This is a genomic window from Pseudomonas fragariae (ex Marin et al. 2024) (genome assembly GCF_059621105.1).
The window spans coordinates 1,944,494-1,957,324 of record NZ_CM184369.1 but is presented as its reverse complement, the minus strand read 5'-3'; the positions used below and the strand labels follow the sequence as shown (position 1 = coordinate 1,957,324).

The window sequence follows — 12,831 nt, the reverse complement described above, 5'->3', positions numbered from 1 at the left end:
CGCTAAAGTGAGCACTTCGCCAAACAGGAGTGTGTCATGAACCGCATTTTCGACGCCCACTGCCACATCATCGATCCTGGTTTCCCGCTGATCGCCAATAACGGTTATGTGCCGGAGCCGTTCGCTGTCAGTGACTACCTTGCGACGGTCCAGCCGCTGGGCGTTCAGGGCGGCGCGGTGGTATCGGGCTCCTTTCAGGGTTTTGATCAGGGCTATCTGCTTCAGGCGCTGCGTCTGCTGGGACCGGGCTTCGTCGGTGTCACGCAATTGCCCGCCAGCGTCACCGATGCGGAACTGGACACCCTGAATGCCGCAGGCGTGCGCGCCTTGCGCTTCAACCTCAAGCGCGGCGGCTCGGAGCAGCTCGACCAGCTGGAGGCCCTGGCCGTGCGTGTCCATGAGCACGCAGGCTGGCACTCCGAGCTGTACATCGACTCGCGGGAACTGGCGCCCATCGAAACACGCCTGCGCAAACTCCCGGCCATCAGCATCGATCATCTGGGGCTGAGTGCCGAAGGGCTGCCCGTGGTGCTGCGCCTTGCCGAGCACGGCGTACGCGTCAAGGCCTGTGGTTTCGGGCGTGTGGACTTTCCGGTGCGCGAGGCCCTCAGGGATATCCACGCCGCCAACCCGAATGCCCTGATGTTCGGCACCGACCTGCCGTCGACCCGCGCACCCCGCCCTTTCCGGCCCGACGATATCGACCTGTTGATCGACGCACTGGGCGAAAGCGGCGCTCGTCAGGCGCTGTGGGATAACGCGGCGAGCTTCTATCGACTCTGACGCCGCGGCTCCGGGAGCCCGAGCCAGTCGTCCTACATGGACACCCATGGATCATGTAGGACAATACCTGCATAAATGACAGGCACTTCTCTAAATGCAATAAAAAACGCGGGAGTCGTTAGTCGATACCTGCCTGGATGGATTAAAGTATCGCCCCCAGCTCAGCAGTCATCAGACACCGCTGTTCGCCCTGCCAGGAACCGTCACCGATGGAACATCGTGAAGCGCTGATTGCGCTGCGAACTTTTCTTTCAACGCAGATCCTTGGCCAGGAAAAGCTGATCGAACGTCTGCTCATCGCCCTGCTTGCCGACGGCCACATGCTGGTCGAAGGCGCTCCCGGCCTGGCCAAGACCAAGGCGATCAAGGAGCTGGCAGAAGGTATCGAAGCCCAGTTCCACCGCATTCAATTCACCCCCGACCTGCTGCCTGCCGACATCACCGGTACGGAAATCTATCGCCCGGAAACCGGCAGCTTCGTGTTCCAGCAAGGGCCGATCTTCCACAACCTGGTGCTGGCCGACGAAATCAACCGTGCGCCGGCCAAGGTCCAGTCGGCGCTGCTCGAAGCCATGGCCGAACGGCAGGTCAGTGTCGGGCGCAGCACCTACGACCTGTCGCCGCTGTTTCTGGTCATGGCGACCCAGAACCCTATCGAGCAGGAAGGCACCTACCCGCTGCCCGAAGCCCAGCTCGACCGTTTTCTGATGCACGTCAAGATCGGCTTCCCGGATGCCGCCGTCGAACGCAAGATCCTTCAACAGGCGCGTGGCGAAGCCTTGAATGGCGAAACCAAGCCGGAGCGCCGCGTCAGCCAGCAGGCGATCTTCGCCGCACGCAAGGAAATCCTTGGCCTGTACATGGCCGATGCGGTCGAGGAATACCTGGTGCAACTGGTCATGGCCACCCGCACCCCGGCCAAGTTCGACCCGGAACTGGCCGAATGGATTGCCTACGGTGCCAGCCCGCGGGGTTCCATCTCGCTGGACCGCTGCGCCCGTGCGCATGCCTGGCTGGCCGGACGTGACTTCGTCAGCCCTGAAGACATTCAGGCGGTGCTGTTCGATGTCTTGCGCCACCGGGTCATCCTGTCGTTCGAGGCCGAAGCTGCGGGTATCGATCAGGATCGCGTGATTCAGCGCATCCTCGACGTCGTGGCCGTCGCCTGAGCCCATGCAACCCTACCTGATCCCCCAGCCGGGCATCCGCGTCAGCCTCAGCGAGCTGATCGAGATGCGTCATCGGGTGCGGGAAGTGCAGCTGTTTTCCACCCCGAGCCAGCGCAGCCCGCTGATCGGCCTGCACCATTCCAAGCTGCGCGGGCGTGGCGTGGATTTCGATCAGGTGCGGGTCTATCAGGCCGGTGACGACGTGCGCAGCATCGACTGGCGCGTGACGGCACGTACGCAGGAGCCGCACACCAAGCTGTTTCATGAGGAACGCGAACGGCCCATTTTTATCCTGGTGGAACAGAGCCGACGGCTGTTCTTCGGCTCCGGCCTGATGTTCAAGTCGGTACTCGCCGCTCAGGCGGCGGCGCTGATCGGCTGGGCGGCGCTGGAACACAATGACCGGGTCGGCGGGTTGGTGTTCGGCGATAACGAACACTACGAGATCAAGCCCCGGCGCAGCAAACAAAGCCTGCTGCAACTGCTCAACCGGCTGGTGCGGGTCAATCAGTCGTTGCATACCGAGATTCCGCCAGACCGCGATGCGTTCGGCACTGCGCTGCGTCGTGCCCGGGAAGTGCTGCGCCCCGGCAGTCTGGTCATCGTCCTGTGCGACGAGCGCGCCCTGTCCGATGCCGCCGAACAACAACTGAGCCTGCTGTCACGCCACAGCGACCTGCTGTTGCTGCCGCTGTCCGACCCACTGGACCGCGCCCTGCCCGCTGCCGGTCTGCTGCGCTTTGCCGAGCGCGGCGCGCAACTGGAGATCGATACGCTCAACCCCGAGCTGCGCCGCGCCTATCGGCAACAGGGCGAGGAGCGCACGGCGCGTTGGGAGTTGCTGGCGCAGAAGCTGCGGGTATTGCTCATGCCATTGAGCACTCAGGCGGAGCTCGTCGAACAACTGCGCGAATACCTCAATGCGCGTCGTCCGGTGAAGCGCAAATGAATCCCCTCGATCAGCTGGAGCCACTGATTGCGCCCGAAGCCGTCGGCTTCTGGCCGCTTGCGCCGGGCTGGTGGCTGCTGCTGTTGCTGATCCCCGTGGCGGGCTGGGGCCTGTGGCGCTTGCGCAAACTGCTGCCGGCCAAAGCTCGCAAGGTGCGCAGCGAACAGCCGCTGGACCCGGTTCGCCTCGCCGCGCTGGCAGAACTGGCGAGCCTGCCGAAACCCTACGACGGCGCGCCGGCCGGTGCCTGGCTGCAGCAGATCAACGGCCTGCTCAAGCGCCTGTGCCGTAACCACTACCCGCACAGCCAGAGCCATACCCTCAACGGCCGCAAATGGCTGGCGTTCCTCGACAACCGCTGCCCGGCTGCCGGTCTGACGCGCTGGATGATCCTGGTCGAAGGCGCTTACAAGCCCGAGTGCAAACTGGACGACAAGGCCATCACCGGCCTGACTCAGGCGGTCGATACCTGGATCCGCAAACATGTTTGAGTTTGCCTGGCCGTGGGCTTTCGTGCTGCTGCCATTGCCGTGGCTGATGCGCGCCCTGCTGCCCATGGCCGACAGCGGCGAGCCGGCGCTCAAGGTCAGCTTTCTCAGTGAACTCGAAGGCCTGAGCGGTCGCCGCGCCAAAGCCAATCTGCCGGTCTGGAGACAGCGTGCGCCGTTTCTGTTGATCTGGCTGTTGCTGCTGATCACCACAGCGCGACCGCAGTGGCTGGGCGAGCCACTGCCGGTCGCCGCCAGTGGCCGCGACCTGCTGGTGGCGGTCGACGTGTCCGGGTCGATGGACTACCCGGACATGCAATGGAAAAGCGATGAAGTCAGCCGACTGGTGCTGGTGCAACAACTGCTCGGTGACTTTCTCGAGGGCCGCAAGGGCGACAGGGTCGGCCTGATCCTGTTCGGCACCCAGGCGTTTGTCCAGGCGCCACTCACCTATGACCGCCGCACCGTGCGGGTCTGGCTCGACGAGGCGAGGATAGGCATTGCCGGCAAGAACACTGCGCTGGGCGATGCGATCGGCCTGGCCCTGAAACGTCTGCGTATGCGTCCGGCCACCAGTCGTGCGCTGGTGCTGGTCACCGACGGCGCCAACAACGCCGGTCAGATCGATCCGGTCACCGCTGCACGACTGGCTGCCGAAGAAGGCGTAAAAATCTACGCCATCGGCATCGGCTCGGACCCGGACAAAGACGCGCTGCAAAGCGTGCTGGGCCTCAACCCCAGCCTTGATCTGGACGAACCGACGCTCAAGGAAATCGCCAGCCTCAGCGGTGGCCAGTACTTCCGCGCGCGCGATGGCGACCAGCTGGAAAAGATCCGCGCCACCCTCGATGCCTTGGAGCCGGTTGCACAGCAGCCCACCCAGGCGCGCCCGGCGCAAGCGCTTTATCAATGGCCACTGGCGACAGCCCTGTTGTTGAGTGTGCTGCTGGTGCTGCGCGAGTTATGGCCGAACAACGCACTGCAACGCCTGCTGGCGGTGGTGCGTTCCATCAACTGGCGCGAGCGCTGCAAAAGCCTGTGGAGGTCGCGATGATCAGCGGACTCTGGCCGCACTGGTTTCGCCCGGAATGGCTGCTGATCACGCCCTTGCTGGCGCTGCTGATCTGGCGACTCTGGCACCGGCAGAAACGCGCCGGACGCTGGCAAATGCTGCTGCCCACTCACTTTCATGAGGTGTTGCTCAACGGCGGGCGCGGCAGCAACAGCAAACTGCCATGGATCGCGCTGGGGCTCGCCTGGTTGCTGGCCCTTTTCGCCTTGCTGGGCCCCAGTTGGCAGCGCGTCGAACAGATCAGCCAGAAACCGGTCGATCCGTTGGTGGTGATTCTCGAGCTCACCCCGCAGATGCTCGCCACCGACACGCCGCCTACCCGCCTGGAACAGGCCAGACGCAAGCTGCTGGACCTGTTGCAAAAACGCAGCGATGCACAGACCGCCATCGTCGTCTACGCAGGCAGCGCACACACCCTGGTGCCGCTGTCCGATGATCTGGTCACCAGCCACAACCTGCTGGAAGCCATCAGACCGTCGATCATGCCGGTGACCGGCCAGCGCGCCGATCTGGCCGTGCAGAAAGCGCTGCACCTGCTCAAACAGGGCGCATTGGGTCAGGGGCGGATTCTGCTGATCACCTCGTCGCTGAGCGAACAGGAACGTCAGGGCATCCGCGCCGCGTTGCGCGGGCAATCGCCGCCGCTGTTGATTCTCGGGGTCGGCACAGCGGAAGGCGCACCGGTCACGCAGGAAAACGGCAGCCTGCTCAAGGATGATCAAGGTGCGATTCTGGTGCCGCGTCTGGACAGTACCAGCCTCAACGACTTCGCCGATCAGGTGGGTGGCAGCTATCGTCAGGCACGCGGCGATGAAGAAGACTTGCGCAGCCTCGGTCTGCTGGCCAGCCCCCGACACATGACCCGCGACGGTCAGGTCGTGCAGCTCGACACCTGGGCTGACCAGGGCCACTGGTTGCTGCTGCCGCTGTTGCTGATCGCGGCACTGGCCGGCCGGCGCGGCTGGCTGTTCTGCCTGCCGCTGCTGTTCATGTTTCCGCAGAACAGCCAGGCGTTCGAGTTTCAGGACCTGTGGCTGCGTCCCGACCAACAGGGCCAGCGCCTGCTGGAACAGCATCGGCCGGCCGAGGCCGCGCAGCGCTTCGAAGACTCGCGCTGGAAAGGCGTGGCGTTGTACCAGGCGCAAGACTACGCCAGCGCCGCCCGGCAGTTTGCCGAAGGCAATAGCGCCGCCGACCACTACAATCGTGGCAATGCCCTGGCCCGCAGCGGTGAGCTGGCAGCGGCACTGGATGCCTACGAGCAGGCCCTGGACCGACAACCCGACTTCCCTGCGGCGCAAACCAATCGGGCACTGGTGCAAGGCCTGCTGGATCAGGCCGATGAGCAGAAGCCTGCCCAGGATGAACAGAACAAGGCCGATCAGGGCGAAGAAGGTCAACAGGCGTCGCAAGACCCCAACAGCAGCGCATCACCCGCCGAGCAGAACCCGTCCCGATCGGATCAACCCGGCACCAGCGAAAGCCTGCCGCCAGACACCAGTGGTAAGGCCACCTCGGGCGAGTCGACCGACGACGAACAGACCACCCGCCCGCCGCTACAGTCCGCCGACAGCCCCATGACCGGCGAGCGGCGTCAGGAACTGGAGCAGTGGCTGAGGCAGATTCCGGATGATCCGGGCGAACTGTTGCGGCGCAAATTTCGCTACGAACAGCAACATCAGGAAAAGACCCGATGAGTCGCGTGTACACCTTATTGATCAGCCTGCTGCTGAGCCTGGTCACCTTGTCGCTGCAGGCTGCGCAACTGACCGCCAGCGTTGACCGCACGCGCCTCAACGCCGGGGAAACCGTCGAACTGACGCTGGAAACAGACGATGTGACGCAGTTCGGCAAACCGGACATGAGCGCGCTGGAAAGCAGTTTCGAGGTGCGTGACACGCGTCAGCTCAACAGCCTGAAAACCCTGGATGGCAGCAGCCAGGCCACGACGCGCTGGATCGTCACTCTGCTGCCCCGCGAGACCGGAAGCGTGTTGATTCCGTCGCTGCAACTGGGCGAACTGAAAAGCCAGCCGCTGACCCTGCAGGTCCTGCAGAGCGAACCCCAGGAGCCAGGCAACCATCTGGCATCGATCTTCATCGAAGCGAGCCTGGATCAGGACAGCGTGTATGTTCAGGCCCAGGCCGTGCTGACCCTGCGCGTCTACCACTCGGTGTCACTGTTCGACGACAGCAGCCTGAGCCCTCTGCAAGTGCCGGACGCACGGGTCGAAAAACTGGGTGATTCGCGCACCTACGAAAAGCTGATCAACGGTGTGCGCCATGGGGTGATCGAGACACGCTACGCGATCTACCCGCAGCAGAGCGGCGTACTGAAGATACCGGCGCAAGTGTTCAGTGCCACGCTGGTGCAGACGCCTGCCGAGGGTTCGCAAGCCCAGGACGCCAATCCGTTCGGCCCGCAGCCGGGCCGGTCGGTGCGGGTCAAGTCCGCCGAAGTGCCGTTGACCGTCAAGCCCAAGCCTGCCGACTACCCGGCCGATGTCGCCTGGCTGCCGGCACGCAGTATCAATCTGGAAGAAAACTGGAGCCCGGAGCCCGGTACTACGCAGGTCGGCGATTCGCTGACCCGCACCCTGACGCTCAAGGCCGAAGGGCTGGCCGGCGCGCAACTGCCGCCCCTGCCGCCCACGGAAGTACCCGGCCTGCGGCGTTACCCGGATCAGCCACAACTGCGCAACCTGCCCAGCGAACGCGGCCTGATCGGCACGCGCGAAGAACGCGAGGCCCTGGTGCCCGCCCGCGCCGGCGCAATCGACCTTCCTGCGGTTGAAGTGACCTGGTGGAACACCCGCGAAGATCATCTGGAGCACAGCAGCCTGCCCGCGCGCACCCTGCAGATCAGCAGCAACCCCGGTCTGGCGGTGGACACACCGGTGAACAACGACATGAGCGGTGTGACCGTGATCGGCCCGCCAGTCTGGCCGTGGCAGATGAGCACATTGCTGCTGGCCTGCACCACCCTGCTCGGTTTCGGCCTGTGGTGGCGCGCCCGTGGACAGCCGGCAATCGCCCGGGCCGTGCAGACCGGGCCCAGCCCGCGTACCGTACTCGATGACCTCAAACGCGCCTGCCTGGCCAACGACCCGCAGGGCACCCGTCAGGCGCTCGACGCCTGGGCACGTCAGCAGCCGGAAACCCTGGCCGAAATGGCCGCGCGTTTCGTGCCGCTGTCCGATGCTCTGGACGGTCTCAACGGTGCGCTGTACAGCGAAACCGGCAAGCTGTGGCTGGGCGAGGACCTCTGGCGCGCGGTGCGCAAACTGCCCGCCGCCGAACATATTCAGGACCCGGCAGGTGATGCCGGGTTGCCGCCGCTGTATCCCAAATAAGGATGCAGCTCAGGCAACACCCCTATACGACAAGGTAAACCAATGCGTCTGTTTCACACCTCTGACTGGCACCTGGGTCAGAACCTGCACGGCCAGGAGCGGGATTTCGAACACGCCTGCTTCCTGACCTGGCTGCTGGCCCGTCTGGCCGACCGTAAACCGGATGTACTGTTGATCGCGGGCGACATCTTCGACACCGTCAACCCGCCGGTCAAAGCGCAGGAGCGCCTGTACGACTTCATCGTCAACGCCCACGAACAGCAACCCTTGCTGACCATCGTGATGATCGCCGGCAACCACGACTCCGGCTCGCGTATCGAACTTCCCGCCCCGCTGATGCGCCGCTTGCGCACTCACGCGCTGGGCAGGGTGATGTGGCTGGACGACGGCGTGCTGGATGCCGAACGTCTGCTGTTGCCGTTACCAGACGCCAATGGCGAGATCAAGGCCTGGTGCCTGGCGCTGCCCTTTCTGCGTCCCGCCGAAGTCACCGGCCCGACCCTGGGCGATGACTATCTGCGAGGCATCGGCCGGGTGCATGAGCTGCTGATCGCGGCGGCTGACCTCAAGCGCCAGCCCGGTCAGGCATTGATCGCCATCAGTCACGCCCATATGGCAGGTGGCTCGGTCTCGGAAGACTCCGAGCGCAGCCTGATCATCGGCAACGCCGAAGCCCTGCCGGCCAGCCTGTTCGGGCCGAGCATCACCTATGTTGCGCTGGGCCACCTGCACAAACCGCAGCGGGTCAACGGCGAAGAGCGCATTCGCTACAGCGGCTCGCCGATCCCGCTGTCCTTTTCGGAAATCAGCTATCAGCACCAGATTCTGGAGATCAATTGCCACGGCGAGACGCTGACCAGTGTCGAGCCGTTGCTGATCCCTCGCGCCGTCAACCTGCAACGCCTCGGGCCTGCACCATTGGCCGACCTGCTGGTGCAGCTCAAAGCATTGCCCGACATCGACCTGCTTGCCGACCCGGACCGCCAGCCGTGGCTGGAAGTGCGCGTGCGTCTGGATGAACCCCAGCCGGACCTGCGCAACCAGATCGAAAACGCCCTACAGGGCAAGGCCGTGCGGCTGGTGCGCATCGGTGCCGAATACGCCGGCAAAGGCAGCGCGGACGGCAGCGAGGGTGACGCCACGCTGATCGAACTGGACCAGCTCACGCCTCAGGAACTGTTCAGCCGTGCCTGGCAGGACAACTTCGGCAGCGAGGTCGACGAACAGACGCTGACCGATTTCGCCACGCTGCTGCGTGAAGTCCAGCAGGAGAGCGAGCAGCCATGAAAATTCTCGCCATTCGCCTGAAAAACCTCGCCTCGCTGGCCGGCCCCTTTGAAATCGATTTTACTGCAGAGCCGCTGGCCAGCGCCGGACTGTTTGCCATCACCGGCCCGACTGGCGCGGGCAAAAGCACGCTGCTCGATGCCCTGTGCCTGGCGCTGTTCGGGGCGATTCCGCGGCTGAGTAATATCGGTCAGTCAAAGGTCCCGGACATCGACGGCGACATCACCACCAGCGACCCACGTACCCTGCTGCGCCGCGGCACGGGCAGCGGTTACGCCGAGGTGGACTTCATCGGCATTGATCAGCGGCGTTATCGCGCGCGCTGGGAAACCAATCGCGCGCGCGACAATGCGACTAAAAAGCTGCAGGCCAGCCGCCAGACCCTCACCGATCTGGACAGCGAGCAAATCCTCAGTAACCAGAGCAAACGCGAATTCGAGCAACTGATCGAAAACCGCCTGGGCCTGAACTTCGAGCAGTTCACCCGTGCCGTAATGCTTGCCCAGAGTGAATTCAGCGCATTCCTCAAGGCGGATGACAAGGAACGCAGCGAACTGCTGGAAAAGCTCACCAACACCGCGATCTACAGCCAGCTCGGTCGACGCGCCTACAGTAAAAGCAAGGAAGCCGAAGACGCCCTGAAAACCCTGACCGCGCAGGCCAGCAACATCATCCCGCTGGCCCCGGAACTGCTGGCGGAACTGGAGCAGCGCCTGAGCGACGCGCAGCAACAGCTCAAGGCCCATCAGACACAGCAACGACAACTGGAAATCAAACAGCAGTGGCTGACCGAGCTGCACCGCCTGCGTGACGAACAGCTCGCTGCCCAGGAAGCACTGAACAGTGCGCAACAGGCCTGGGACGAGCACAGCGGTGCACGCCAGACCCTCGGCCAGCTGGAACGCCTGGGCCCGCAGCGCCATCGCTTCGCGCGTCGGGTCACACTGAACGCTCAGCTTGATCCGCTGGCTGAACAGATTCGCCAGCATCAGCAACAGCAGGCCTCGCTGCACGACCAGCAGCAACAGCTGGAAAGCCGCCGTACTCAGGCGCAGACCAGTCTGCTGGAAGCACAGCAAGCGCACAGCAGCGCCAAACCGCTGTTGCTGCAGGCTTTCGAAGCACAGAACACTCTGAACCACCTGGCCCAGGAACTGGCCAAGGCGTCCGACCTGCACCAGCAGAGCGAGCAGCTCTGCATCCAGGGCCAGACCAGCCTGCAAACCCTGCTCGATCAGCAACAGCAGGTGGCTCAACGTCTGGAGCGTATTGCCGGGCAACTGCAGCACAGCAGCGAACTGGCACCGCTGGCTCAGGCCTGGAACGCGTGGCGTGACCGGCTGAAATCCCTCACGCTGATCGCCAATCGTCTCAAGCACGGCCACAGTGAGCTGCCGGCGCTGCAGCAGCGTGCCAGCACTGCCGATCAGCAGTTGACCGAGCAACGCAGCGCGCTGGAGTTGCTGTACCGCGAAGCCGATTGCGAAGTAGAGGCAGTGGCCGAGCAGGTGCAGATTCTCGGCAGCCTGTTGCAGGACAACCGCAAACAGCAACGTGCATTCGAGGAGCTGGCCCGTCTATGGGCCAGTCAGCAAGACGTCGACCGCCAGCTTGCCGACCTCTCCCAGCAACAGCAGAGCGCCCAGCAGCAACGCGAACAGCTCAACAGCGAAGGCCTTCGCGTTCGTGATGAACTGACCGTCGCCGAGCAGACCCTGACCGTCACCCGGCAACTGCTGGAGCGCCAGCGGCTGGCCCGCAGCGCCAGTGTCGAGGAGTTACGCGTGCAGTTGCAGGACGACCAGCCCTGCCCGGTCTGTGGCAGCATTGAACACCCCTGGCATCAGCCGGAGGCGCTGCTCGAAAGCCTCACGCAACACGACGACAACGAGCAGGCCAGCGCGCAGAAAGCCGTGGACCTGCTGACCGAGCAACGCAATCAGTTGCGTGAACAGGTCGGCGGCGTAATCGCCCGGCAGAAAGAGCTGCTGCGCCAGCATGAGCAGCTCACAGTGCGCCATCAGGCTTTGGCACCGGACCTGGAGTCACACCCCCTCGCCGCCCAATTGCTCGACCGCGACGCCGACAAGCGCGACGCCTGGTTGAGTCAGCAATTGAGTCAACTGAGCGAAGTCATCAGCCGTGACGAGCAACGTCAGCAAGCCTTGTTGACCCTGCAAAAAGACGCTGCGCGCCTGCAGCAGCAGCTTCAGGCGGCGACCGAAGCCAGCCAGACCGCTGCGGGTCATGTTGCCGAGCAGCTCAAACAACTGGAGGCCGACGGGCAGCGACTGGAAGAAGAACTGACGGCATTCACGCCGCTGGTATCACCGCAGGTGCTTGAAGGGCTGCGCAATGATGCATCGGCGACCGTGCTGCAGCTCGAACAGCAGGTGACCCAGCGTCTCGATCAGCTGGAGCAGCAACACGAAGAGCAGCAAGAGCAAACCGAGCGTCAGCAGAAGATCGAGAAGCAGCAGGTCGAGCAGCAGACGCGTCTGCACCGCCAGACCGAACTGGCGCAGGAACTCACCCGGCTCGGCGAGCAACAGCAGACCAGTCAGCAGACGCTTGCCGGTCTGCTGGGCGACCACGCCAGCGCAGAGCAATGGCAGCAGACGCTGGAGCAGACCATCGAGCAGGCCAGGCAGGCGGAAAGTCTGGCGGCGCAGGCGCTGCAGGACATCCACAATCAGCTGATTCAACTGGCTGCCGAACTCAAGTCCGGACAGCAACAACAGCAGTCCCTGCAACAGGAACTGGCTGAACTTGATGTGCAGATCAGCGAATGGCGCGCTCAGCATCCTCAGCTGGACGATAGCGCGCTGGACACCTTGCTGACCTACGACGATGCGCATGTCGAGCAACTGCGTGTGCAATTGAATAGCACCGACAAGGCGCTGGAACAGGCAAAAGTGTTGCTGCAGGAACGCGATCAGCGTCTGCAACAGCATCAGGCGCAACACAGTGACCTGACCGACAGTGCGCAACTGGCGACAGCGCTGCAACAGGCCCTTGAACAGTCGGCGCTCAGCGAGCAGCACTGCGCCGACCTGCGGGCCGAGCTCAGTGAAGATCAGCGCCGCAGCAACGCCAACAGCGAACTGCAGGCGCGCATCGCCGACGCCAACAGCGAATACCTGCGCTGGGCACGTCTGGCCTCATTGATCGGCTCGGCAGAAGGCGACAGGTTTCGCAAAATCGCCCAGGCCTACAACCTCGACTTGCTGGTCCATCACGCCAATGCGCAGCTCAGGCAACTGGTGCGCCGCTACCGCCTGAAACGCGGCGGCAGCATGCTCGGTCTACTGGTCATGGACACGGAAATGGGCGACGAACTGCGCTCGGTTCACTCGCTGTCCGGCGGGGAAACCTTCCTTGTCTCGCTGGCACTGGCGCTGGGCCTCGCTTCCATGGCATCCAGCACCTTGCGCATCGAGTCACTGTTCATCGACGAAGGTTTCGGCAGCCTCGACCCGGAGTCGCTGCAACTGGCGATGGACGCTCTCGACGGCTTGCAGGCACAGGGTCGCAAGGTCGGCGTGATCTCCCACGTCCAGGAAATGCACGAACGAATCCCGGTGCAGATCAAGGTGCGTCGTCAGGGCAATGGATTGAGCACCATCGAGGTGGGGCACTGAGAGACCTGTGACGCAGAACGTGAGGCACGGCAGTTGACTATCGTTCCTCACGCTCCGCGTGGGAATGCCGTTCTGGACGCTCTGCGTCCG

At 63.8% G+C, this 12,831-nt stretch carries 9 protein-coding genes; all 9 read left to right on the top strand.

Going from position 1 to position 12,831, the window contains the following annotated elements:
• The first annotated feature begins 36 nt into the window (after positions 1-36).
• Positions 37-783: an amidohydrolase family protein gene (locus AC54XV_RS08835; RefSeq protein ID WP_058398665.1), complete on the top strand. Its 747-nt coding sequence runs from the start codon at positions 37-39 to the stop codon at positions 781-783.
• A gap of 209 nt (positions 784-992) precedes the next feature.
• Positions 993-1,952, top strand: a complete 960-nt coding sequence (locus tag AC54XV_RS08830; protein ID WP_003342804.1) for an AAA family ATPase — start codon at positions 993-995, stop codon at positions 1,950-1,952.
• A 4-nt stretch (positions 1,953-1,956) separates the two neighbouring features.
• The gene (locus tag AC54XV_RS08825) at positions 1,957-2,901 is read left to right on the top strand and encodes a DUF58 domain-containing protein (RefSeq protein ID WP_003318876.1); all 945 of its coding nucleotides are present in this window, start codon (positions 1,957-1,959) and stop codon (positions 2,899-2,901) included.
• Entirely contained in the window at positions 2,898-3,392 is a 495-nt protein-coding gene (locus AC54XV_RS08820) for a DUF4381 domain-containing protein (RefSeq protein ID WP_003406538.1), read from the top strand. The genes AC54XV_RS08825 and AC54XV_RS08820 overlap by 4 nt, the downstream gene beginning before the upstream one ends.
• Positions 3,385-4,443, top strand: a complete 1,059-nt coding sequence (locus tag AC54XV_RS08815) for a vWA domain-containing protein (protein ID WP_011267199.1) — start codon at positions 3,385-3,387, stop codon at positions 4,441-4,443. The genes AC54XV_RS08820 and AC54XV_RS08815 overlap by 8 nt, the downstream gene beginning before the upstream one ends.
• Complete coding sequence (locus AC54XV_RS08810; RefSeq protein WP_011267198.1) at positions 4,440-6,158, top strand: VWA domain-containing protein; 1,719 nt, start codon at positions 4,440-4,442, stop codon at positions 6,156-6,158. Before AC54XV_RS08815 ends, AC54XV_RS08810 begins: the two co-directional genes overlap by 4 nt.
• Positions 6,155-7,813 carry a BatD family protein gene (locus AC54XV_RS08805; RefSeq protein WP_024650794.1) on the top strand — a complete coding sequence of 553 codons (1,659 nt, stop codon included), beginning with the start codon at positions 6,155-6,157 and terminating at the stop codon, positions 7,811-7,813. Before AC54XV_RS08810 ends, AC54XV_RS08805 begins: the two co-directional genes overlap by 4 nt.
• Positions 7,814-7,855: 42 nt before the next feature.
• Positions 7,856-9,100 carry an exonuclease SbcCD subunit D C-terminal domain-containing protein gene (locus AC54XV_RS08800; protein ID WP_024641680.1) on the top strand — a complete coding sequence of 415 codons (1,245 nt, stop codon included), beginning with the start codon at positions 7,856-7,858 and terminating at the stop codon, positions 9,098-9,100.
• Positions 9,097-12,741 carry an AAA family ATPase gene (locus AC54XV_RS08795; protein WP_024641679.1) on the top strand — a complete coding sequence of 1,215 codons (3,645 nt, stop codon included), beginning with the start codon at positions 9,097-9,099 and terminating at the stop codon, positions 12,739-12,741. Before AC54XV_RS08800 ends, AC54XV_RS08795 begins: the two co-directional genes overlap by 4 nt.
• Positions 12,742-12,831 lie beyond the last annotated feature (90 nt).

What these genes read in the sequence shown, in the direction of transcription:
- AC54XV_RS08835 (WP_058398665.1), top strand. Translation starts at nt 37, where the DNA reads ATGAACCGCATTTTCGACGCCCACTGCCACATCATCGATCCTGGTTTC.
- AC54XV_RS08830 (WP_003342804.1), top strand. Translation starts at nt 993, where the DNA reads ATGGAACATCGTGAAGCGCTGATTGCGCTGCGAACTTTTCTTTCAACG.
- AC54XV_RS08825 (WP_003318876.1), top strand. Translation starts at nt 1,957, where the DNA reads ATGCAACCCTACCTGATCCCCCAGCCGGGCATCCGCGTCAGCCTCAGC.
- AC54XV_RS08820 (WP_003406538.1), top strand. Translation starts at nt 2,898, where the DNA reads ATGAATCCCCTCGATCAGCTGGAGCCACTGATTGCGCCCGAAGCCGTC.
- AC54XV_RS08815 (WP_011267199.1), top strand. Translation starts at nt 3,385, where the DNA reads ATGTTTGAGTTTGCCTGGCCGTGGGCTTTCGTGCTGCTGCCATTGCCG.
- AC54XV_RS08810 (WP_011267198.1), top strand. Translation starts at nt 4,440, where the DNA reads ATGATCAGCGGACTCTGGCCGCACTGGTTTCGCCCGGAATGGCTGCTG.
- AC54XV_RS08805 (WP_024650794.1), top strand. Translation starts at nt 6,155, where the DNA reads ATGAGTCGCGTGTACACCTTATTGATCAGCCTGCTGCTGAGCCTGGTC.
- AC54XV_RS08800 (WP_024641680.1), top strand. Translation starts at nt 7,856, where the DNA reads ATGCGTCTGTTTCACACCTCTGACTGGCACCTGGGTCAGAACCTGCAC.
- AC54XV_RS08795 (WP_024641679.1), top strand. Translation starts at nt 9,097, where the DNA reads ATGAAAATTCTCGCCATTCGCCTGAAAAACCTCGCCTCGCTGGCCGGC.